Genomic DNA, 21416 nt, shown 5'->3' on the forward strand with positions numbered 1-21416 from the left:
AGTGAAGTAAGTTGAAAAGTGTAGAGTAAGTAGTGTAAAGTTTGAAAGAAATAGAACCAAAATACTTCACACTTTTTCCTTATTACTTATTTATTGATTTTTTTCAGGATATGCCTTGCTCTGGCTTTAAAACCCGAGCTTTGCATCTGAAAATCGCGTTCTAGAATAATTGTCAATTCTTGGTGAATCCAATCATATTCGGTACCCAGTAAATAAAGCGAATTCATAGAATAGGCTTTAGGTGCAATTTTTTCGTCATTAATCATCCAATCAAAACAAGCTTCAATAATTTTTTCTTTGTGAGATTCGCTTAAATGATGTTTTATCTTTGTGTCATGTTTTCCGTAGTAAGCAGTTATTAGATATTCACAGATTTTAGCCATTGGTCGTACTGCAGAATCTAGGTGTATTTTAGAAATGTTTTTTGTAAAGATGTCTAAATAAGGAATGATAGCTTCAAGATTTTCACCACACATAAATTCAAACACCCATGCTGCTCTACACGAAATTTTATCATCTACATCAAACAAAATTTCTATAAGTGGTTGCACCAATTCGGGCTGGTTTAAAACTAGTTTAGCAAAATGTAATCGCTTTTCGCGAGAGTGATTAACGTAATTTAATTCCTTATAAAGTTGTGCTTTTGTCAAAACGTTTCTTATTTTTAACGCTTCTAAATTAGTAAAAAAACCATGATACGAAAATCGCTTAAAAGAATAGGTCTTGTTTTGTTAGTTGTATTGGTGATTGCTCAGTTTTTTGGACCAGAAAAAAATGAAGGAGATATCGTTTCGGTTGATGCCTTTATTGCAGATACAAATCCACCTGAAGATGTCCATACCATTCTAGAGAATGCGTGTTTCGATTGCCATAGCGACCATACAAACTATCCTTGGTATAATGCTATTACGCCAGTAAATTATTGGTTGGCAGATCATGTAAAAGACGGCAAAAAGCACTTTAACGTATCTAAATGGACCGACTATTCAGACAAGAAAAAAGATCACAAACTCGAAGAGTTGGCCGAGGAGGTAGAAGAAGGACACATGCCATTACCAAGCTATACCTGGACGCATAGCGATGCGAAACTTAGCAAAGAACAAATTGAAGCCATAGAAGAGTGGGTGAAAATGGCAAGAATTAAGTATGCATTTTTAAAAGATCCGCAATAGAAGAGAATATATAAAAGCTAGACTGTCATTGTGAGGACGAAGGACGTGACAATCTCTTTATTTTTAATTATTACTTCAACAGATTGCCACGCTTATGCTCGCAATGACACATTATCTTTGAACATTTAATGAAAAATAAATTACTAATCATTGGCTTTGTTTGGCCAGAGCCCAAAAGTTCTGCCGCTGGTAGTAGAATGCTGCAACTCATAGAGCAATTTCTTAATCAGGATTTTGAAATTACTTTTGCCTCTGCTGCCAAAACTTCTGATAATACTTACGATTTATCTCTACTCGATGTAAGAACACAAAGCATACTATTGAATGATGCATCTTTTGATGACTTTATTAGCCAACTGCAACCAGATGTTGTGCTTTTTGATCGGTTTATGGTAGAAGAGCAATATGGCTGGCGTGTGGCTGAACAATGCCCAAATGCTTTGCGTGTTTTGGATACTGAAGATTTTCATGGCTTACGAAAGGCTAGGGAACACGCTTTAAAAGAAGGTGTTGAGGTTACGGTTGAGCATTTGCAAAACGATACCACAAAACGCGAAATAGCTAGTATTTATCGTTGCGATTTAAGCTTAATAATCTCTGAAGCTGAAATAGACATTTTAACCCAACAGTTTAAGATTGATGAACGTTTACTCCATTATCTGCCATTTTTGTTAGAACCAATAGAAGAAGAAAGGATAAACAATTTACCAACTTTTGAAGAACGCCAACATTTTATTACCATTGGTAATTTTTTGCATCCACCAAATTATGATGCAGTGTTGTATCTAAAACAATCCATTTGGCCATTAATAAGACCGCAATTGCCAAATGCTGAGTTGCATATTTATGGTGCTTACGAATCGCAAAAAGTAACGCAACTACATAAAGAAAAAGATGGTTTTTTAATAAAAGGGTTTGCAGAGTGTGTAAGCGATGTAATGCAGCAAGCAAAGGTATGTTTAGCTCCATTGCGTTTTGGTGCAGGACTAAAAGGAAAACTCATAGATGCCATGCAAAATGGTACGCCTTCTGTTATGTCTAGCATTGCAGCTGAAGGTATGTTTGATAATAGGTGTAAAGATGAGTGTCACACTGAGCGCAGTCGCAGTGTAAATGGATTCATTACAGATGATCCAGAAGCTTTTGCACAAAAAGCAGTAGAGCTATATACCAAAGCAGAAGTTTGGAAAGACAAACAACAAAACGGTTTTAAGGTTTTGAATCATCGTTTTGATAAATCTAACTTTAAGGATGAGATTGCACAAAAAATAGAAGAGTTAAGAACAGATTTAAAAACCCATCGTCAAAAAAATTTTATTGGTAACATCCTACAACACCAAACTTTGCAAAGTACCAAGTATTTGAGTAAGTGGATTGCCGAGAAGAATAGATGAGGTTTCGTTATCGCTTGGGATATGAATCCGTTTCAATCGTTTATATCCACCGATTCTGACGTAAGTTCAGCACAAGTAACGAAGTTTGCCTAAAAAAATGACAATATCAAGTTTAAAAGCTTCTTACAAAACCTCAAGAATATCCTTCATGCCTTTAGTTGCTGGTTTTGCAATCACCTTAATATTCTGATTGCGAACCACAGCCGGTTTTGGGTCTATGTAATATATTTCAGTATCTGGTTGTACATAATGCATTAAACTTGCTGCAGGATATACTTGCATGCTCGTTCCAATAATAACTAGAATATCTGCCGCATAACAAATTTTTATGGCCGTATCCATCATAGGCACGTCTTCACCAAACCAAACAATATGAGGACGCAGTTGATAACCTTTCTCGCAGGTATCTCCTATGTTGATGTCTTCTGTCCAAACTCTAATATCTTTTGGATTGCCAGTACTTCGTATTTTCTTGAGTTCTCCATGTAGATGTACTACGTCGGTACTGCCAGCACGCTCATGCAAATCATCAACGTTTTGGGTGATGATGGTGACTTTGTAGTTTTTTTCAAGTGCAGCCAAGTCTCTATGTGCCTGATTGGGCTCAACGGTTTTAAGCTGTCGTCGTCTTTGGTTGTAAAAGTCTAAAACGAGTTCAGGGTTTCGTCTAAAACCTTCTGGTGAAGCTACTTTCATTACATCGTGCCCTTCCCAAAGTCCGTCATGGTCTCTAAAGGTTTTAACACCACTTTCAGCACTCATACCAGCACCTGATAATACAACAATGTGTTTTTTCATAGATTAAAAATATAAAATATACTGTCATTGCAAGTGTGGCGTGGCAATCTTTTACATTGAAATTCAATTATTTTAAAATTGCCACGTCATTCGTTCTACATTCCTTACAATGACAGTAATTTTTTTAATTTTGAGTCATGTCAGATTTAAAACTATTAGAACATCTAGAATCCTATCTCACAGAAAATAGAAGAGAACGATTTAAAAGCGTGTTAGCTCAGCGCACCAAACATTTTACCGTGGCTACAGAAGATGTGTATCAGCTACACAATACAAGTGCTGTAATACGCTCTTGCGATGTGTTTGGTATACAAGAAGTAAATATTGTAGAAGAGGTAAATTCTAAACGAATTGACAGGGAAATTGCCATGGGAGCGCAGAAATGGGTAGATTTAAATCGTTATCATACCACAAAATCTTGCATTGAAGATTTAAGGGCTAAAGGTTATCAGATTGTGGCTACAAGTCCGCATGCAGAAGATTGCGACCTTATTGATTTTGATATCACAAAACCATCTTGTTTTTTCTTTGGCAGAGAAACCGAAGGACTATCTGAGCGTGTTTTGGAAGAAGCGGATTGCTTTTTAAAAATTCCTATGGTAGGTTTTACCGAAAGTTTAAATATCTCAGTATCTGCAGCAATTATATTGCAGTACGTAACGTCTAAGTTACGTAAGTCTAAAATTAATTGGCAACTGTCTGAAGACGACTATTTAGAAAAGCGTTTTGATTGGATTAAGAAAACACTAAAAGACTATGATGCTATTGTAGAACGCTACATGGCAGCAAATGATTAAGGTAACTAAGCCTTATCTTTCTTTTTGTTTTTGCGTTCTTTGCTTCGTTGAATCACTTTGTATTCTTCGTAGCACTCACTAATTGCATCTAAAATTTGCAAGTCATTTGCAGTATTTATAAAGTCTTTAGAATAGTTACATTGGTTAACGATCTCATCTAAGTCGTATTTGGTAACTCGTAACAATACCATAAGCATCTCTCTATCAAACCGTTTAGCTAGCTGATTTCTAATTTCATCATCTTCCTTAATCTTCTTAAGCTTATGCATTTCGTTTGGCTTTTTGCCAAACATGTTGTACAGAAAATCGGCAGGATTAAAAATAGCACCCAAAACCTTTGTTGCAATATTTGGTTTTCCGCCTTCATAGGCTTTACCATATAAACCAGAGATACGGTATTGGTTATTATTTCTAATAGGTACCTGCTTTATGTCTACCTCTAGGTAACCTGTAAGTTCTAGGGATTTTACGGTAACTTCTTCTAGCGCTAAGGCCAACTCGGTCATTATAATCTCGGTATTACCAAACTTTAACCAATCGTTTGTAACTCTTACTTTTATAGATTTGTAGCCCAAATAAGAAAGATGTAATGTATCGTTAACTTTGGCTTTAATTTCAAATTTGCCATCATCATCTGTTGCTGTACCAACAACTTGGTTTATGTTTACAATATTAACCTCGCTTAAAGCTTCTTGCGTTGTAGAACTTTTAATGGTTCCTTTTACTGTTTCTGGAGTTTTTGTGGCAGTACTGTCTTGACTATAGCTGTAAACTGTAGTAAAGCACAAAAGTATAGAGAGTAGGTATCGCATAGTGTAAAATACTTTGTAAAGGTAATAAACAAAACGGATTTTATACTTTTACCTAAAAGATTTGACTAAATATTAACAACATTAATGCCATAAAAAAGCCTCTAAATAGAGGCTTATAATTTATTTTCTTCGAGATCTGCGCGGTCTGTCAGACGCAGAACGTCTCCCTTTTTTAGATGATTTTTCAGAACGTCTTCCATCTTGTCTTCCAGAATCATTACTGCGTCTAGAGCGTCTATCACCACGAGGTTTGTCATTACCTTTTCGTTTTCCGCCACGATTTCTGTCGCGTCTTCCGCCACCACTGCGTCCTTTATTTTCGCTAACCTCTACATTAACAAAGCGACCATTATACTTAAAGTCTGTAAAAAATGCTAAGACTTTCTCTTCGTTTTCTTTTTCGGTATTGAAAAATGAAAAACTATCCTTTACATCAACTTTAAAGACATCGTCTTTACCAAGCTCTAAAACTTCTTTTAAGAAATCCTTTAAAGACATCCAGTCGTAACCATCCTTACGACCAACATTAATAAAGTAACGCGTGTCTGTTCCAGATGCTCTTCCGCCATCATCACTACTACGACCAGATTCTGAAACTGAAAGGTCTTTAGAGTTTTTATAGTAGTTAAAGAAACGTGTAAACTCAACCGAAAAGAACTTTTTAATCAATTCATCTTTTTCAGTGTCTTCAAACAGTTCGTTAATGCTATCTAAGTATTTATCAATCTCGTGATTAACTTCTGTGTTATGAATTTTATTGGCCAAGTTCATTAATTGCACCTCGCAGATTTCCATACCAGATGGGATATCTTTCTTTTCAAACTGTCTTTTAATAATGCGCTCAATACTTTTAATTTTTCGTATTTCGCTTTTAGCAACTATAACCATAGAAACACCAGTTTTACCAGCTCTACCAGTACGGCCAGAACGGTGTGTGTAAGTTTCTATTTCGTCTGGTAATTGGTAATTGATAACGTGAGTTATATCATCTACATCAATACCACGTGCAGCAACGTCCGTTGCCACCAGCATTTGAATTTGCTTGTTTCTAAAAGACTTCATGACTAAGTCACGTTGATTTTGGCTTAAATCTCCATGTAATGCACCAGCACTGTAACCGTCTTCAATAAGCTTTTCGGCAATTTTTTGTGTATCGCGTTTTGTTCTACAGAAAATTACCGAGAAAATATCAGGATTAGCATCTGCCAAACGCTTTAACGCCAAATAACGATCACGACCATTAACCAAGTAATACTCATGGGAAACATTACTTGTACTTTCGTTTTTGTTACCCACGGTAATTTCAATTGGGTCGGACATAAACTTTTTTGCAATTGCAGCCACTTCTTTTGGCATTGTTGCTGAAAATAGCCACGTACTTTTATCCATTGGTGTGTGTGACAAGATATCTGTAATATCGTCATAAAAGCCCATGTTTAGCATCTCGTCGGCTTCATCTAAAACACTGTATTGTATTTTAGAAATATCTACCAAATTGCGGCTAATCATATCTTTCATACGACCCGGAGTAGCAACAACAATTTGTGCACCTTTTTTAATTTGCTTGGCTTGGTCTGTTACGCTTGCACCACCATAAATGGCAACAACGTTTAGGCCTTTACAGTATTTACCATACAATTTTAACTCGTTGGTGATTTGTAAACACAATTCTCTGGTAGGTGAGAGGATAAGCCCTTGCGTGGTTCTGCTATTGATATCAATTTTTTGAAGCATCGGAAAACCAAATGCTGCGGTTTTTCCTGTGCCAGTTTGTGCAAGCGCTACTAGGTCGCGCTCTTCTGCTAATAATACTGGAATTGCTTTTTGTTGGATTTCACTTGGTGTTTCAAATCCTAAATCTGAAATACCATTAAGAAGGTCTTCATTAAGACCAAGGTTTTGGAATGTACTCATTCTTGTTTTTAATGTATGCGATAAATTAATGTAGTGTTACATTAGAAGCGTATCGACATACTTAAACCAAAACTTCTCGTAACACACCTCACTCTGAGGTTTTCGCGCTTTTTTAAATCTCCGCGAATTTTGGCGCAAAGATAGTCTTTTATTTGAATTGGTAAGGTTTTGATGCATTTATTAAAAATTAGGTAGTGCTCGTTTTTTAACCAATGTAATAATTGGTATAATAAAAAGTTTTATGCACAACAACTCATTTTTATAAATTAAAGCCAGCTTATAATTGATTTAGATGATTTATCAACTTTTGTACCGCTCTGCCACGGTGTCCGATTTTGTTTTTTTCTTCTAAAGAAATTTCGGCAAAAGTTTGGGTATAGCCTTCAGCTTTAAAAATAGGATCGTAGCCAAAGCCTTTATCGCCTTGTTTTTCTGTTGTAATTTCACCTCTGCAGATGCCAGTAAAAGTTTCTATTTTACCGTTGAGATGCAATGCAATTACGGTTTTAAATTGCGCTTTACGAGAGGTCGCATTTTTAAGATTAGTAAGTAGTTTGTTTATATTATCTTCTGCGCTGCGCTGCGGACCTGCGTAATATGCTGTGTCTACGCCAGGCTCACCGTGTAATGCATCTACCTCTAAACCTGTATCATCTGCAAAACAATCGTAACCATAGTTGTCCTTTACATAACTGGCTTTTTGTTGTGCATTACCTTCAATTGTGCCAGTAGTTTCTGGAATCTCTTCATGGCAACCAATGTCTTTTAAACTCAGTAGTTGAATATGCGGTGGTACAAGCGATTGTACTTCTTTAATTTTGTTTTTATTGTTGGTAGCGAATACAATTTGCATCTCTATTTTTTTGTTAAAAATAGATTATTAAAATGACTTCGAAAAGCTAGAGAGATTTTAATATAATTTAGCTTTAGTTTATGACAATTATCAGTTATACCTCCTGTAAATTGTCGTATATTAGATAAAGGAATTATTAATTAAAACAAGTAATATTATGACGGTAAATTTTCAATATGTAAACACAGATGTAAGTGAAACATTATCAGCGTTTACAACAGAAAAGTTAGAAAAATTAGCAGATAAATTTGAGTTTTTAATTTCAGCTCAGGTTTATATTAAGCATGATGACAAAGACCACGAAGCTGGTAAAATTTGTAATGTAGAATTAAGTCTTCCTGGTCCACGTATTTTTGCAACCTCAAATGAGGCCTCTTACGAAATGGCAGTTAATGAAACTATAAGCGATTTAACACGTCAATTAAAAAAGAGAAAAGAAATATTTAAAACACACTAAATTAAAATAAAACGTTTAGACGTTTAATTATAACAGAGGGTTTACTCGGTTGGTTATCTATGATGATAAGGTTCGTTCTTTAAAATTGTAAACCCTCTGTATAATTGTTCTATAAAAAATAAGCGAACCATTTGATGCGAAAATGTCATTTTAGACAATCCTATTTTTCCGTTGGCTCTTTCGTAAACTTCTTGAGAAAATCCATAAGGACCTCCAATAACAAAAATTAAAGTTTTTATTCCAGAGTTCATGTGCTTTTGTAGGTAGTTAGAAAATGCTACAGAATCCATTTGTTTTCCATTTTCATCTAATAAAATCAGAATATCAGAGTTTTGTGTCTTGGAAAGAATTAATTCGCCTTCCTTTTCTTTTTGCTGTTCTTCAGAAAGATGCTTCACTTTTTTAAGATCCGGAATTATCTCAAATTCAAATTTAATATAATGGCTCAGTCGTTTTTTGTAGTCTTCAATTAGAGTCTGAAGATTTTTATTATCCGTTTTGCCTATGGCGATGAGTTTTATTTGCATTTTATCTTTAACTAATAACCAATACTATAGCATTCAATATTTATTGGATAACTATTCTCATGTCTTTCAAAAGCATCTCTAATTTTTTCCTTATCATTAGAAGCAGGTATTTTAAACGAACTTGACCTTGATGAGCGTCTATTTGCACCTTTTCGAAGAATAGGTAAGTCAGTTAAGTTTTTATTGTAGTCTGCAATTAAATCTGTCCAATCTTCTTGTTTAATCATTTTAATGATTTTTTTATCACTCGATTCTCCATATCTATAGTAATTGCCGTCAGGTCTTAAAATAATCATTCCAGAAAACCCATTGAAGAATAAATCATTAATTAATGAATTAATTTTATTTAATTTCAAATTCTTATATGTATAGGCGGTTTTTGAGCGCATTCTATATAGGTATAAATGTTTGGCATCATACTTTAAACTGCGATCATGACACTTTTGAATAGATTCGTCAAACTTTTTTTTCCTTTTTAAATATCTTTTTTTTGAGATTCTGATTTCCAAAGTATCACCATTTCTCATTTTATGAATATAGTGAGGCTTGCGACGTTTCTTAAATTCTAAGTAGCTTAATAAACTATCTCGAAAATGTATAATTAATGTTTCATTACTTTTGAGTCTAATCCCATAATCATTTATAATTTCTTTCGTTAGACTATCTCGGTTAGATTTACTTATGTGGCCAAACTTTTCAGTATTTCTTAGAATATGAACTTCAAACGAGTCAATTAACATGACTTTTTCGTGAAATAAATAAGATTTTTTCTTTTTATGGAATTCATCCGAACCTATTTTTTCTAAGTCATCATTTAAATAAATATTAACTTTATCTTTGTTTTGAGTGTAGCTATTCAAAGCTAGCATCAAAGTGAGAAATAAAGACAGAAAATACTTCATAGATTCAGATTTAATCCTAAATGTAATGATTTCAAAAGAACAATTCCAAACCGAAATAGATTTAATTATAGCCAATGCCATTAGAGAAGATGTAGGAGATGGCGATCATAGCTCTTTGGCATGCATACCAGCTTCAGCTACTGGGAAAGCTAAACTTTTAGTAAAAGACAACGGTATTATTGCTGGTATTGAATTTGCTAAAAAAGTGTTTACTTACGTGGATAAAGACATGAAAATTGAAACACTTATCGAAGATGGAAGTAAAGTGAAGCATGGCGATATTGCGTTTTATGTAGAAGGATTTTCGCAGTCTATTCTTAAGGCTGAGCGTTTGGTGCTTAATGCTATGCAACGTATGAGTGCTATTGCAACTAAAACCAGAAAGTTTGTGGATTTGTTAGAAGGTACAGGAACTAAAATTTTAGATACTCGAAAAACGACTCCAGGAATTAGAGCGTTAGAGAAATGGGCTGTAAAAATTGGAGGTGGAGAAAACCACAGATTTGCGTTATATGATATGATTATGTTAAAAGACAATCATATCGATTTTGCAGGTGGAGTAACAAAAGCTATTAACTTAACCAAGCAATACTTAAAAGATGCCAATAGAGATTTAAAAATTATTGTTGAAGCACGCGACCTAGAAGAAATTAAAGAGATATTAGATTGTGGTGGTGTATATCGTATTCTTATCGATAATTTTAATTATGAAGACACCAGAAAAGCTGTTGCGCTTATTGGTGACCAGTGCCTTACAGAATCTTCTGGAGGTATTAATGAAAAAACAGTTAGGCAGTATGCTGAGTGTGGTGTAGATTATATTTCATCAGGTGCATTGACACACTCTGTTTATAATATGGATTTAAGTTTAAAAGCTGTCTAGAAAAACGAAAAGTCTAACAATCTAACCGTCTAAGTAGTCTAAATCTCTAAAGCTGAATGACAAAACCTATCGAAGATAAACTAGATAAAATTCCTGTAATTAATATAGTGGTTCGCTTTTTTAAGCAAATCCGATTACCAGGTTTTGAGGGTTTATCTATCTACGACTTACTAGAACTCTATGTAATGGGTATTGTAAAGGGTGCATTAACAACAAGAGCCAGTGCCATTGCTTTTAGCTTTTTTACTGCAATATTTCCGTTTTTACTGTTTGTGATAATTTTAATGCCTTACATACCTATAGATGGTTTTCAAGTGGAGTTTGAGCGTTTTCTAAACGATTTTTTACCACCACAAACCTCAGAGTTTTTCTTTGCAAATATTTTTGAAAATATAAGTGGAGGCTCAGGAGCAGGCTTGTTGTCTTCGGTTTTTTTATTATCTATGTTATTGATGGCAAATGGCGTAAATGCTGTGTTTTCTGGTTTTGAAAACTCATACCACGAGCAGTTAACGCGAAATGTATTTCAACAATACATGTACGCGCTTGGTGTAGCACTTATTTTGGCAGTTTTAGTGCTTTTAACTGTAGCTTTCTTTGGGTATACAGAGATCTATATAATAACACCACTAAATGATGCTCTAGAAACCGAAAAAGCAACAGCAGAGCAGTGGATTGCTGTTGTGAAGTATCTTTTTTTTATACTCATGGTCTATCTAGCCACAGCGACCTTATATTACTTTGGTACTAAGGAAGGAAGACATACTAGATTTTTTTCTATAGGTGCATTACTAACTACGTTACTTATTATTCTCACCTCGTATCTCTTTGGTATTTATATTGATAATTTTTCACAATACAATAAATTGTATGGATCCATTGGCGCGCTTTTAATCTTGTTGTTATACTTATGGCTAAATGCTAATATTTTGCTTTTAGGTTATGAGTTAAATGCATCTTTAAGACGTTTAAGAAAAATAAATACTTATGAGAAATAACTTATTACTTTTAATATTAATCCTGGCTAATCTGCAATTAAATGCACAAGATATTTTGGGAAAGTGGAAAACAATTGATGATGAAACTGGTGAGCCTAAATCTGTTGTTGAAATTTATGAGAAAGAAGGTAAGATTTATGGGAAAATAGTAGACATTCTTACTAAAAATAGAGATGCGATTTGTAAAAAATGCGATGGTGAAAACAAAAATCAACCGATTTTGGGACTAGAAATTATAAACGGTCTTGAAAAAGATGACGCTATTTATGAAGGTGGTACAATTCTAAATCCTGAAAACGGAAAAGTGTACAAATGTAGATTAAAGTTAGAAGAAGACACGGATACTTTACAAGTAAGAGGCTACATTGCATTTCTTTATAAAACGCAGTATTGGAAACGGGTTATAGAGTAAGCAGTATTCAGCAAAACGTAATCATTAAGATTAAATAATCAATTGTATTTTTGTACAACACTTAAGACTAACTACTAGCCACTATTTACTTCCTCGACGTCATATTGCCAATTCCGCTTCAAAAAGCGTTTACCTATCATATTACCGAGGCTGAAGCTCAATTTATAAAGCAAGGTATGCGAGTCGCTGTACCCTTTGGTAAAAGCAAAATTTACACAGCTTTAGCTTATAAAGTTCATAATAATGCACCTGCGGCATATGAGGCAAAAACCATTCATCAAATTTTAGATGAAGCACCTGTTGTAACTGAATTACAATTAAAACATTGGGAGTGGATTGCTAAATATTATATGTGCAGTCTTGGTGAGGTAATGCGAGCTGCAATGCCAAATGCTTTTATTATAGAAAGCGAAACTATTCTTGTTAAAAATGAAAGCGCTGAAATCTCAGAAGCTGATCTTAAAGATGATGAGTTTTTAATCTATGAAGCTTTGCAATATCAATCTTCTTTAAAGATTGAAGATGTGGTTTCTATTTTAGATAAAAAACGAATTCTTCCAGTAGTAAATCGTTTAGTAGAAAAAGGCGTATTGCAATTGCAAGAAGAACTTTATGAAAAATACAACCCAAAGTTGGTGCGTTATGTAAAGCTTCATAAAGCGTATAAATCTGAAGAAAAACTTAAAGAATTATTAGATACACTTAATAAAAATGCAACAAAGCAACGTGAGGTTATTTTAACCTTGTTTACACTCGAAGCTTCAGAACAAAAACCAATAAAAGTTTCAGAATTAAGCGAGCGAAGTGGAGCATCATTAGCTATTATTAGAGCACTGATTGATAAGTCTATTTTAGAAGAATACTACATTCAAACCGATAGAGTGCAGTTTGAGGGTGAAGGTGATGAGCAAACCAAGCAATTGAGTGATGCTCAAACCGAAGCACTTGAGAGCATTAAAGTTGCTTTTGAGACCAAACCAGTAACACTTTTACATGGTGTAACATCATCTGGAAAAACTGAAATCTATGTAAAGCTTATAGAAGAGCAGCTAAATTTGGGTAATCAAGTATTATACTTATTGCCTGAAATAGCTTTAACAACGCAATTGGTGCAACGTCTTCAGGATTATTTTGGTGAAAAAGTTGCAGTTTTTCATAGTAGATATTCAGGTAATGAACGTGTTGAAGTGTGGCATAATCTTAAAAACAATTTAGAAAAAGCACAGTTGGTTATTGGAGCACGTTCTGCTTTGTTATTACCGTTTTCTAATTTAGGATTGATTATTGTAGATGAAGAACACGAGCAATCGTACAAACAATTTGACCCAGCACCACGATATCATGCCAGAGATGCTGCTATAGTCTTAGCTAACCTACATAAGGCCAAAACACTTTTAGGCTCAGCAACACCAAGTTTAGAAAGTTATTTCAATGCTACACAAAATAAATATGGATTCGTAGAATTAAAAACGCGTTTTAACAATGTGCTTATGCCAGATATAGAGTTGGTAGATTTAGCAGATAAGTACAAACGCAAACGTATGAAAGGTCATTTTTCTGATCGTTTAATTGAAGAAATGGCCGAGACATTAGATGAAGGTTTTCAAATAATATTATTTCAGAATAGAAGAGGATTTTCGCCAATAGTAGAATGTACCACTTGTGGTAATTCACCACAATGTCCCAATTGCGATGTAAGTTTGACATACCATCAATACAGAGATCAGTTGCGTTGCCATTATTGCGGTTACCATACGGTTATGCCAAAAACCTGTCAAGCTTGTGGTAATGCTACGTTAGATACTAAAGGTTTTGGTACTGAGCAGATTGAAGAAGAAGTAAAAGTACTTTTTCCAGACAAGAAAGTGGCGCGAATGGACTTAGATACCACACGAGGAAAGCATGGTTTTGAAAAAATCATTTCTAAGTTTGAACAGCGTGAAATTGATATTTTAGTGGGTACTCAAATGCTAACCAAAGGCTTAGATTTTAGACATGTAAAATTGGTTGGCATCATGAATGCTGATAATTTGCTGAACTTCCCAGATTTTAGAGCACACGAACGTAGCTATCAATTGATGACACAGGTAGCAGGTAGAGCAGGCCGGACCGATATAAGAGGAAAGGTGTTGATTCAGACTTATAATCCGCATCATAATATTTTACAGCAAGTGTCTACAAACGCTTATAAAGATATGTTTGCAGAACAGATGAATGATCGTTACAATTTTAAATATCCACCAATCTATCGTTTAATTAAAATTACGTTAAGACATAAGGATTACAACAGAGTTAATCTAGCAGCAGATTGGTATGCTAAGTCATTAAGGCAGGTGTTTAAAGCAAATGTTTTAGGACCAGAATTTCCACCAATTTCCAGAATACGGAATTTATTTAATAAAAACATCTTAATTAAAATTCCGCAAAATCAATCGCTTTCTAAAACCAAAGATGCTATTATGAAAATAGATAACAGTTTTAATGCTGTTAAGGATTTTAGGTCTGTGAGAGTAGTTATTAACGTAGATAATTATTAAAACAAACCATAGAAAATTTTGGTGAAATTCCTCAGTTCGAGTGGATTTTTCGATTGAAATGAGAAAAATTTGTATCGAGAATTAGAATTTTATCAATCAAAAAGTTCTCGATACAATTTTTCGTTCCTCAAAATCACTCGAACTGACGTCAAAATATACAACCGTTTAAACAAAAAAATCCCAACATTACTGCTGGGATTTTTTATTTCAATGTGTATTATTGAGATATTCTGAAAATGGTAGTCATTCTACATATTATTCAAAGCATCTACTAATTGTGTTTTCTTATTTCGACTCAAAGGAATCTCATAAGCACCTACTTCAACATTTTTACTGTTAAAGCGATCAATTTTATCTAAATTCACAATATAAGATTTGTGGATTCTCAAAAATTTTCCTTCTGGTAGCTCCTTTTCAAAAGCTTTCATTGTAGATAATACTACAAGGCTGTTTTCTTCTGTTACAACTTTTACATAATCGCCTAAAGCTTCAATCCATTTAATATCCTTAATATAAACTTTACGTTTTTTAAGGTTACTCTTCACAAAGATGTGCTCGCCATCAGTTTCGTTAAAGTCTAATTTTAACTTATGCTGCTCAATAGCTTTTTCTACGGCAGTGTTAAAACGTTCTTTTGTGATAGGTTTTTGAAGGTAATCGGTAGCATCGTAATTAAATGCTTTAAAAGCATATTCAGTTTTACCAGTAACAAAAATAATTTGGGGTTTGTTGTTGAGGACGTCTAGAAGTTCAAAACCATTTAATACAGGCATCTCTATATCTAAGAAGATAAGATCTACTTTGTGTGTATTAAGACCGTTTTTCGTTTCCAACGCACTGCTATACTCTGCAATAAGATTAAGAGAGGAATGATTCTCAATTAACTTTACTATAGAGAGGCGCTGAATCGCAGAATCATCAACAACTACACAGTTTAAAGTCATAACATTAATATTTTATTAGGTTAAGATATCGACAATAGTACGATAATTTCGGTTAAAAAACAAATTTTACCGACAAACTGTAAAATTTAACATAATCTTAAGCGCAAAAACCGTTCAAAACTTTCAAATAAAAAATATTGCCAAAATTAGAAATATTCCGTATTTTTGCAGCCGTTTTAACAATAAATAAAATTTATTATGAATCATTATGAAACTGTTTTCATCTTGAATCCCGTTTTATCTGAAGACCAGATAAAGGAGACAGTTAAGAAATATGAGGATTTTCTCGTTTCTAAAGGAGCAAAGATGATAGCCAAAGAAGATTGGGGCTTAAAAAAATTAGCATATCCAATCCAAAACAAAAAAAGTGGTTTTTATCACTTATTTGAGTACCAAGTAGCTGGGGAAGCTATTGAGCCTTTAGAGTTAGAGTTTAGACGTGATGAGCGTTTTATGCGTTATTTAACTGTAAAATTAGACAAGCATGCCATTGCTTGGGCTGAGAAAAGAAGAGAAAGAAACAAACAAAAAGCTTAATTATGTCATCAATAGAACAACAAGCAAAAGGAAAAAAAGATGGTGAGATAAGATATCTTACACCATTAAATATAGAGACACAAAAAACAAAGAAGTACTGTCGTTTTAAAAAGTCTGGTATTAAATACATCGATTATAAAGATCCAGATTTCTTATTAAGCTTTGTTAACGAGCAAGGTAAATTGTTACCAAGGCGTTTAACAGGAACTTCTTTAAAATACCAAAGAAAAGTATCGGTGGCAGTAAAAAGAGCTAGACACTTAGCTTTAATGCCATATGTTGCTGATTTATTAAAATAAAATATCATAACAATGGAACTTATATTAAAACAAGACGTTGAAAATTTAGGATTTAAAGACGATATTGTAACAGTAAAGAACGGTTATGGTAGAAATTTTTTAATTCCTCAAGGACATGCTGTGATGGCAACCCCTTCTGCTAAAAAAGTATTAGCAGAGACTTTAAAGCAACGTGCCTTTAAAGAAAAATCTATTATTGCAGAAGCCGAAAAAACAGCAGAAGCTCTAAAAGGACTAGAGATTAAAATTACGGCTAAGGCTGGTACAGGTGCTACTGCTGGAGATAAATTATTCGGTTCTATAACAAATATGGATTTAGCTGAAGCATTGAGAAACGAAGGTCACGATGTTGACAAGAAATATATTTCTATCAACGGAGGTAACATTAAGCGTTTAGGACAATACGAAGCGGTTATTCGTTTACATAGAGAGGTAACAGTTGACTTCTCTTTTGAAGTTATTGCTGAGGCTTAATAATTCTCAAATTAAAATAAATCAAAGCCGTTTAGTTTTCTAAGCGGTTTTTTTATTCATTCATATTCATGAAAAGACACTTACTTTTAATTCTCGTCATAGGATTTATAGCTTGTAAGAATTCTAAACCTGAAGAAGGGCAATTAGAACAAGTACAAAAATCGAAACTCATTGAGCTTTTTAAGACCTCAAGAACCGATTATCCAAATATAAGTGTGCATCGTGGCGGAAAAGGTATAAAAGGTTATCCTGAAAATTGCCTCGAAACCCTAAAATTTGTCAATGATAGCATAAAAGCCATCTTTGAAGTAGATGTGGCTCAAACAAAGGATAAGAAGTTAATTTTAATGCACGATAATTCCATTGACAGAACCACTAACGGAACAGGATTAGTCAAAAATCTAACCTATAACCAAATAAAGAATTTTAATTTAATAGATGATTTTGGTTATAAAACGGAATATAGGGTTCCTCTTTTTTCTGAAGTACTTAAGTGGTGTAAGAACAATAATGTAATTTTGACTATTGATATAAAACGCGGTGTTAGCCAAGAGCACGTCATTAAAGCGATTGAAGTAGCTAATGCAAAAGATGTCAGTATTATAATAACTTACGACGTTGTACAAGCAAAATCAGCTTATAAGTTGGATCCAGGCTTGTTGCTCTCAGTTTCAGCAAGAAATCATGAAGAGTTTGATCGATTATTAGAATCTGAAATTCCAACAGAAAATATGCTAGCCTTTACAGGAACAAGATTATCAAATAAGAGTTTATACAAAAGTTTACATGATAAAGACATTGTTTGTATTTTAGGAACATTGGGCAACTTGGACAAACAAGCAGAAGCAAGAGGCGATGAATTATATCTACGATGGAAAAATCTAGGAGTTGATATTTTAGCAACGGATAGACCTTTTGAAGCATTTAGAGCAATAAATTAATTTTTAGATTCTTAAACAAGTTCAGAATGACAATAAGATGAAATATACACGATTAACAAAAGAGCAGTTTGAAGAATTACACCAGGAATTTATTAATTTCTTGGCAACACAATCTATAACTGCTGATGAGTGGGAAGACATTAAGAAAAATAAGCCAGAAGCTGCAGAGCAGGAGTTAGATGTGTTTAGCGACCTAGTTTGGTATGGTGTGTTAAGCAAAGTAGAATACTTAGAGCATATTTCGCCAAATCAGATTCACCTTTTTAAGTGTAGAGAAAAGGATATGCACTTAATAGCGCTTAAATTAAAGGAAGATAAGACTGATTTAACTACAAAAGAAGGATTTCAGTGGTTAAGGGATAACTTATTATCTGATGATATTGAATTTTTTAACGCAAAGAAGGATTACTCTGATGAAAAACATCAGGATATTTTTAAGCTAATTCAGCAAGGTGCTAATATTACCAAGGGTGAGTTGTTTCAGTATTTCGAAAAGTTGATAAGAAGTAGTGAGAAGTAAATAGTAATAAGTGATAAGTCATTTTATTTTCACTAGACACTAGACACTAGACACTAGACACTAGACACTAGACACTAGACACTTATTACTCATACCTAAGTGACTCAATAGGGTCTAGTTTTGCAGCTTTTGTCGCTGGATACAATCCAGAAAATACAGCCACAATAAATGCAATAGTGGTTGCCCAAATCATAGCAGTCCAAGGTGTGGAAAATTCGAGCTCAAAACCTGCGGCAACTCCCCAACCAATTAAGATGCCTAGTATTATCCCTAATATACCTCCAAGTTGACCAATAATTATCGTTTCCATAAAAAATTGAAATGCAATAGTGCTTCGTTTAGCACCCAAGGCTTTACGCACACCAATTTCTCGGGTACGTTCACTAACAGAAACCAACATAATATTCATTAAGGCTATAGTAGAGCCAAAAATGGTAATAATACTAATTACCCAAGCCGCTATGTATAAGGTGTTTGTGTTGTCTGCCACTCGGTTTATAAGATCTTCACTGCGTTCAATGCCAAAATTGTTCTCTTCAACAGGACTTAATCCTCTAACGTTTCTAAAGGTAATAATCGCATCGTCTTGTGCGCCTTCCAGCATATCTGTTTTGTCCACTTTAACGCTAAGCGTATAATTGATATTTGGGTTGGTAAAGATAGATCGCGCTTTTTGAATAGGCATAATCACTCTCAAATCTTGATTATTACCAAACGTTGAGCCTTTTTCCTTTAAAACACCAATGACTTTAAATTTAGAACCTCTAACACTTATGGTTTTGTCAATCGGATTTTCATCAGGAAAAAGTGCTTTTTGCAAATCACTACCAATAACACAAACCGCATTATTATTTTCTACGTCGGCAAAATTAAGTGAGCGACCATTTTCTATTTCTAGGCCAGAGTTTTCAATAAAATGTTCGTTAGAACCAATAACTGCAACTTCCGGATCTGTTTTTTCATTATCATATTTTACTTCAGATGTTGCAGAACCATAAAATGATACTGCAACTTTAGTATATGGGTAATCGTAATTATCAATAAAATCTTTTACGTTTCTGTAACTTATTACAGGGTTAACCTTTTGGCGCTCCCTACTACTTTGGCGTTGTGCTCTAAACTCGTAACGCTGAAAATTAAAGGTATTGGCACCCATTGACGAAAAATTACTAGAAATGGTATTCTCTAAAGCTGATACACCACTTAGAATACCGACTAGTGCCATAATACCAATAGCAATGATTAAAACCGTTAAAATGGTACGAAGTAGCTGGCTTTTTATAGAACCAAAAGCAATTTTTACATTCTCTCTAGCTAATGAAAACATAGTTGTGACTAAAGTTAGTTGGGTTGTTTAAAACCATAAGACGTCTCAAACACCATAAAGTTACTATAAATTTAAAATTACTTGGGTATGCCTCTAAAAATTATAATATTTTTGTGAATTATATGATTAACTTTTTTAATCATATGGTTCACACTGAGCGCTGTCGAAGTATTATAAAATAAAAGTTTCACTAAAAAGAGATTCCTGCTTTTGCAGGAAATGTTATGGCACAAAAACCAAGTATTCCTAAAGGTACCAGAGATTTTAACGCAATAGAGGTTGCAAAACGTTCTTATATAATGAATATTATAAAAGCGCAATTTGAGTTATATGGATTTCAACCGATTGAAACACCAAGTTTTGAAAACTCAGATACTTTAATGGGAAAATATGGTGATGAAGGAGACCGCTTGATTTTTAAAATTTTGAATAGTGGTGAGTTTTTAAAGAATATTAATGAAAAGTTTTATACAAATATCTTTCTTATTCAAAGTTTAATAAACAATGGATATAAAAAATTAGAGGTTTATTTAGATTCGAGTGATAAACTTTTTAATTTATATGAAAATGATGAAGCAGGATTTTTAGAAGTTGTAAAGGAATATCAAATATTTCATGATGAGGATTATGAGTTATTTGGATTTCGTAGTGATTATATATTATTAAAAACAGCCAAAGTTTTTTATGATTCTAATTTCGGAAAGAATATAAACTTAGCTAATGGTTATAGAGGATTGTTGGTTAAGGAGATTATTGATAGATATTTTAGAAAATCATCTAATACTATAGGTCCTCAAATCTCAGAAAAAGCCCTTCGTTACGATCTTACAGTGCCTTTTGCACGTTACGTGGTACAGCACCAAAATGAGATTGAGTTTCCGTTTAAACGCTACCAAATACAGCCTGTTTGGCGTGCAGATCGTCCGCAAAAAGGGCGTTTTAGAGAGTTTTACCAATGTGATGCAGATGTAGTGGGTTCAACCTCTTTATTTCAAGAGGTTGAGTTTGTGCAACTTTATGATGCTGTTTTTACGGCTTTAGATTTAAAAGGTGTTACTATAAAAATAAACAATCGTAAGATTTTATCTGGTATTGCAGAAGTTATTGGAGCACAAGACAAGTTAATAGATTTTACAGTTGCTTTAGATAAGCTAGATAAAATAGGAGAGGAGAAGGTAAAAGAAGAAATGCGTAGCAAAGGCATTTCAGAAGACGGTATTTCTAAACTTCAACCTTTATTTTCTTTACAAGGTGAGTTTGGTACGCAAGTAGAAAGTCTAAAATCTATTTTAAACACCTCTGAAGTTGGAATAAAAGGTATTGAAGAATTAGAGTTTATTGATGCTTCAATTTCTAAATTAGGATTAAAAACAGCCAAACTTCAATTAGATGTTACCTTAGCAAGAGGACTTAATTATTACACAGGTGCTATTTTTGAAGTGGCAGCACCAGAAGGCGTTAAAATGGGCTCTATTGGTGGCGGTGGTCGTTATGATGATTTAACGAGCATATTCGGTAAACCAGATACAAGTGGAGTAGGCATTAGCTTTGGACTGGATCGGATTTATTTGGTTTTAGAAGAATTGAATTTATTTCCAGAAACCATTGCAGATGCAACCAAAGTACTATTTATTAACTTTGGTGACAAAGAAGCCATGGCTTGTTTACAGGCAGTTACTCAATTAAGAGAACATGGTGTTAAAGCAGAGTTGTATCCTGAAAGTGCAAAAATGAAAAAGCAAATGGCGCACGCTAATCGTCGTAATATACCTTATGTGGTTTTAGTAGGAGAGGAAGAATTAAACTCTGGTATGTATACCCTTAAAAACATGAAGTCAGGCGAGCAAAGCAAGTTAAAGTTTGAAGAACTATTAGCGTCGTTACAATAAAAAACACGAAACATATGAAATGAAAAAGC

General features: G+C 33.8%; 23 protein-coding genes. 14 read left to right on the forward strand and 9 right to left on the reverse strand.

Annotated elements, in window-relative coordinates; all coding sequences use genetic code 11:
- Positions 1–86: 86 nt before the first annotated feature.
- Positions 87–650 (reverse strand): adenylosuccinate lyase, encoded by a 564-nt coding sequence (locus BWZ20_RS14205; RefSeq protein ID WP_076620904.1) that lies wholly within the window; start codon positions 648–650, stop codon positions 87–89.
- 42 nt (positions 651–692) lie between these two features.
- On the opposite strand from BWZ20_RS14205, the gene BWZ20_RS14210 reads away from it, so the two are divergent.
- Together BWZ20_RS14210 and BWZ20_RS14215 are read left to right on the forward strand one after the other, a co-directional pair.
- Positions 693–1172, forward strand: coding sequence for a heme-binding domain-containing protein (locus BWZ20_RS14210; protein ID WP_076620906.1), 480 nt, complete (start codon positions 693–695; stop codon positions 1170–1172).
- A gap of 128 nt (positions 1173–1300) precedes the next feature.
- Positions 1301–2566 (forward strand): glycosyltransferase, encoded by a 1266-nt coding sequence (locus BWZ20_RS14215; RefSeq protein WP_076620908.1) that lies wholly within the window; start codon positions 1301–1303, stop codon positions 2564–2566.
- A gap of 123 nt (positions 2567–2689) precedes the next feature.
- Here BWZ20_RS14215 and BWZ20_RS14220 read toward each other — a convergent pair whose 3' ends face one another.
- A complete protein-coding gene (locus BWZ20_RS14220; RefSeq protein WP_076620910.1) occupies positions 2690–3364 on the reverse strand; it encodes an SIR2 family NAD-dependent protein deacylase in 675 nt (224 codons plus the stop codon).
- 137 nt (positions 3365–3501) lie between these two features.
- Between BWZ20_RS14220 and BWZ20_RS14225 the strand changes: the two genes are divergently transcribed.
- On the forward strand, positions 3502–4161 hold the full coding sequence (locus tag BWZ20_RS14225) for a TrmH family RNA methyltransferase (RefSeq protein WP_076620912.1): 660 nt from the start codon (positions 3502–3504) through the stop codon (positions 4159–4161).
- A gap of 5 nt (positions 4162–4166) precedes the next feature.
- On the opposite strand, the gene BWZ20_RS14230 is transcribed toward BWZ20_RS14225, so the two are convergent.
- From BWZ20_RS14230 to BWZ20_RS14240, 3 genes are all read right to left on the reverse strand, one after another.
- The gene (locus tag BWZ20_RS14230) at positions 4167–4973 is read right to left on the reverse strand and encodes a carboxypeptidase-like regulatory domain-containing protein (protein ID WP_076620914.1); all 807 of its coding nucleotides are present in this window, start codon (positions 4971–4973) and stop codon (positions 4167–4169) included.
- A 120-nt stretch (positions 4974–5093) separates the two neighbouring features.
- On the reverse strand, positions 5094–6887 hold the full coding sequence (locus BWZ20_RS14235; protein WP_076620916.1) for a DEAD/DEAH box helicase: 1794 nt from the start codon (positions 6885–6887) through the stop codon (positions 5094–5096).
- Between the two features lie 277 nt (positions 6888–7164).
- On the reverse strand, positions 7165–7740 hold the full coding sequence (locus BWZ20_RS14240) for a non-canonical purine NTP diphosphatase (protein ID WP_076620918.1): 576 nt from the start codon (positions 7738–7740) through the stop codon (positions 7165–7167).
- Positions 7741–7897: 157 nt separating this feature from the next.
- Here BWZ20_RS14240 and BWZ20_RS14245 point away from each other — a divergent pair, with 157 nt between their 5' ends.
- A complete protein-coding gene (locus BWZ20_RS14245) occupies positions 7898–8197 on the forward strand; it encodes an HPF/RaiA family ribosome-associated protein (RefSeq protein WP_076620920.1) in 300 nt (99 codons plus the stop codon).
- Between the two features lie 53 nt (positions 8198–8250).
- On the opposite strand, the gene rlmH is transcribed toward BWZ20_RS14245, so the two are convergent.
- Both rlmH and BWZ20_RS14255 read right to left on the reverse strand, forming a co-directional pair.
- A complete protein-coding gene (rlmH, locus tag BWZ20_RS14250) occupies positions 8251–8724 on the reverse strand; it encodes a 23S rRNA (pseudouridine(1915)-N(3))-methyltransferase RlmH (protein ID WP_076620921.1) in 474 nt (157 codons plus the stop codon).
- Between the two features lie 11 nt (positions 8725–8735).
- Positions 8736–9626 (reverse strand): hypothetical protein, encoded by an 891-nt coding sequence (locus tag BWZ20_RS14255; protein ID WP_076620923.1) that lies wholly within the window; start codon positions 9624–9626, stop codon positions 8736–8738.
- 25 nt (positions 9627–9651) lie between these two features.
- Between BWZ20_RS14255 and nadC the strand changes: the two genes are divergently transcribed.
- The 4 genes from nadC to priA all read left to right on the forward strand — a co-directional run bounded on the left by nadC (position 9652) and on the right by priA (position 14456).
- Positions 9652–10509: a carboxylating nicotinate-nucleotide diphosphorylase gene (gene nadC, locus BWZ20_RS14260; RefSeq protein WP_076621375.1), complete on the forward strand. Its 858-nt coding sequence runs from the start codon at positions 9652–9654 to the stop codon at positions 10507–10509.
- 56 nt (positions 10510–10565) lie between these two features.
- The gene (locus tag BWZ20_RS14265; RefSeq protein WP_076620925.1) at positions 10566–11507 is read left to right on the forward strand and encodes a YihY/virulence factor BrkB family protein; all 942 of its coding nucleotides are present in this window, start codon (positions 10566–10568) and stop codon (positions 11505–11507) included.
- Positions 11497–11919 carry a DUF2147 domain-containing protein gene (locus BWZ20_RS14270; RefSeq protein ID WP_076620927.1) on the forward strand — a complete coding sequence of 141 codons (423 nt, stop codon included), beginning with the start codon at positions 11497–11499 and terminating at the stop codon, positions 11917–11919. Before BWZ20_RS14265 ends, BWZ20_RS14270 begins: the two co-directional genes overlap by 11 nt.
- A 104-nt stretch (positions 11920–12023) precedes the next feature.
- Positions 12024–14456 carry a primosomal protein N' gene (gene priA, locus BWZ20_RS14275; protein ID WP_232217116.1) on the forward strand — a complete coding sequence of 811 codons (2433 nt, stop codon included), beginning with the start codon at positions 12024–12026 and terminating at the stop codon, positions 14454–14456.
- A 248-nt stretch (positions 14457–14704) separates the two neighbouring features.
- On the opposite strand, the gene BWZ20_RS14280 is transcribed toward priA, so the two are convergent.
- Entirely contained in the window at positions 14705–15400 is a 696-nt protein-coding gene (locus BWZ20_RS14280; RefSeq protein ID WP_076620930.1) for a LytR/AlgR family response regulator transcription factor, read from the reverse strand.
- Between the two features lie 198 nt (positions 15401–15598).
- On the opposite strand from BWZ20_RS14280, the gene rpsF reads away from it, so the two are divergent.
- The 5 genes from rpsF (at position 15599) to BWZ20_RS14305 (ending at position 18171) form a co-directional block, all read left to right on the forward strand.
- On the forward strand, positions 15599–15937 hold the full coding sequence (gene rpsF / locus BWZ20_RS14285) for a 30S ribosomal protein S6 (RefSeq protein ID WP_076620932.1): 339 nt from the start codon (positions 15599–15601) through the stop codon (positions 15935–15937).
- Complete coding sequence (rpsR, locus tag BWZ20_RS14290) at positions 15937–16236, forward strand: 30S ribosomal protein S18 (protein ID WP_171032511.1); 300 nt, start codon at positions 15937–15939, stop codon at positions 16234–16236. The genes rpsF and rpsR overlap by 1 nt, the downstream gene beginning before the upstream one ends.
- 12 nt (positions 16237–16248) lie before the next feature.
- The gene (rplI, locus tag BWZ20_RS14295; RefSeq protein WP_076620937.1) at positions 16249–16710 is read left to right on the forward strand and encodes a 50S ribosomal protein L9; all 462 of its coding nucleotides are present in this window, start codon (positions 16249–16251) and stop codon (positions 16708–16710) included.
- Between the two features lie 68 nt (positions 16711–16778).
- Positions 16779–17651 carry a glycerophosphodiester phosphodiesterase family protein gene (locus BWZ20_RS14300; RefSeq protein WP_076620940.1) on the forward strand — a complete coding sequence of 291 codons (873 nt, stop codon included), beginning with the start codon at positions 16779–16781 and terminating at the stop codon, positions 17649–17651.
- A 37-nt stretch (positions 17652–17688) separates the two neighbouring features.
- Complete coding sequence (locus BWZ20_RS14305; RefSeq protein WP_076620943.1) at positions 17689–18171, forward strand: DUF6495 family protein; 483 nt, start codon at positions 17689–17691, stop codon at positions 18169–18171.
- An 85-nt stretch (positions 18172–18256) separates the two neighbouring features.
- Here BWZ20_RS14305 and BWZ20_RS14310 read toward each other — a convergent pair whose 3' ends face one another.
- A complete protein-coding gene (locus BWZ20_RS14310; protein WP_076620946.1) occupies positions 18257–19498 on the reverse strand; it encodes an ABC transporter permease in 1242 nt (413 codons plus the stop codon).
- Positions 19499–19722: 224 nt separating this feature from the next.
- Here BWZ20_RS14310 and hisS point away from each other — a divergent pair, with 224 nt between their 5' ends.
- Positions 19723–21387 (forward strand): histidine--tRNA ligase, encoded by a 1665-nt coding sequence (gene hisS, locus BWZ20_RS14315; protein WP_076620948.1) that lies wholly within the window; start codon positions 19723–19725, stop codon positions 21385–21387.
- The last annotated feature ends 29 nt before the right edge of the window (positions 21388–21416 follow it).

The sequence above is a fragment of the Winogradskyella sp. J14-2 genome (assembly GCF_001971725.1).
Lineage (GTDB): Bacteria > Bacteroidota > Bacteroidia > Flavobacteriales > Flavobacteriaceae > Winogradskyella.

Bases quoted from the DNA above. Each gene is read 5' to 3' on its own strand.
- BWZ20_RS14210 (WP_076620906.1), top strand. From the start codon at position 693: ATGATACGAAAATCGCTTAAAAGAATAGGTCTTGTTTTGTTAGTTGTA.
- BWZ20_RS14215 (WP_076620908.1), top strand. From the start codon at position 1,301: ATGAAAAATAAATTACTAATCATTGGCTTTGTTTGGCCAGAGCCCAAA.
- BWZ20_RS14220 (WP_076620910.1), bottom strand. From the start codon at position 3,364: ATGAAAAAACACATTGTTGTATTATCAGGTGCTGGTATGAGTGCTGAA.
- BWZ20_RS14225 (WP_076620912.1), top strand. From the start codon at position 3,502: ATGTCAGATTTAAAACTATTAGAACATCTAGAATCCTATCTCACAGAA.
- BWZ20_RS14230 (WP_076620914.1), bottom strand. From the start codon at position 4,973: ATGCGATACCTACTCTCTATACTTTTGTGCTTTACTACAGTTTACAGC.
- BWZ20_RS14235 (WP_076620916.1), bottom strand. From the start codon at position 6,887: ATGAGTACATTCCAAAACCTTGGTCTTAATGAAGACCTTCTTAATGGT.
- BWZ20_RS14240 (WP_076620918.1), bottom strand. From the start codon at position 7,740: ATGCAAATTGTATTCGCTACCAACAATAAAAACAAAATTAAAGAAGTA.
- BWZ20_RS14245 (WP_076620920.1), top strand. From the start codon at position 7,898: ATGACGGTAAATTTTCAATATGTAAACACAGATGTAAGTGAAACATTA.
- rlmH (WP_076620921.1), bottom strand. From the start codon at position 8,724: ATGCAAATAAAACTCATCGCCATAGGCAAAACGGATAATAAAAATCTT.
- BWZ20_RS14255 (WP_076620923.1), bottom strand. From the start codon at position 9,626: ATGAAGTATTTTCTGTCTTTATTTCTCACTTTGATGCTAGCTTTGAAT.
- nadC (WP_076621375.1), top strand. From the start codon at position 9,652: ATGATTTCAAAAGAACAATTCCAAACCGAAATAGATTTAATTATAGCC.
- BWZ20_RS14265 (WP_076620925.1), top strand. From the start codon at position 10,566: ATGACAAAACCTATCGAAGATAAACTAGATAAAATTCCTGTAATTAAT.
- BWZ20_RS14270 (WP_076620927.1), top strand. From the start codon at position 11,497: ATGAGAAATAACTTATTACTTTTAATATTAATCCTGGCTAATCTGCAA.
- BWZ20_RS14280 (WP_076620930.1), bottom strand. From the start codon at position 15,400: ATGACTTTAAACTGTGTAGTTGTTGATGATTCTGCGATTCAGCGCCTC.
- rpsF (WP_076620932.1), top strand. From the start codon at position 15,599: ATGAATCATTATGAAACTGTTTTCATCTTGAATCCCGTTTTATCTGAA.
- rplI (WP_076620937.1), top strand. From the start codon at position 16,249: ATGGAACTTATATTAAAACAAGACGTTGAAAATTTAGGATTTAAAGAC.
- BWZ20_RS14300 (WP_076620940.1), top strand. From the start codon at position 16,779: ATGAAAAGACACTTACTTTTAATTCTCGTCATAGGATTTATAGCTTGT.
- BWZ20_RS14305 (WP_076620943.1), top strand. From the start codon at position 17,689: ATGAAATATACACGATTAACAAAAGAGCAGTTTGAAGAATTACACCAG.
- BWZ20_RS14310 (WP_076620946.1), bottom strand. From the start codon at position 19,498: ATGTTTTCATTAGCTAGAGAGAATGTAAAAATTGCTTTTGGTTCTATA.
- hisS (WP_076620948.1), top strand. From the start codon at position 19,723: ATGGCACAAAAACCAAGTATTCCTAAAGGTACCAGAGATTTTAACGCA.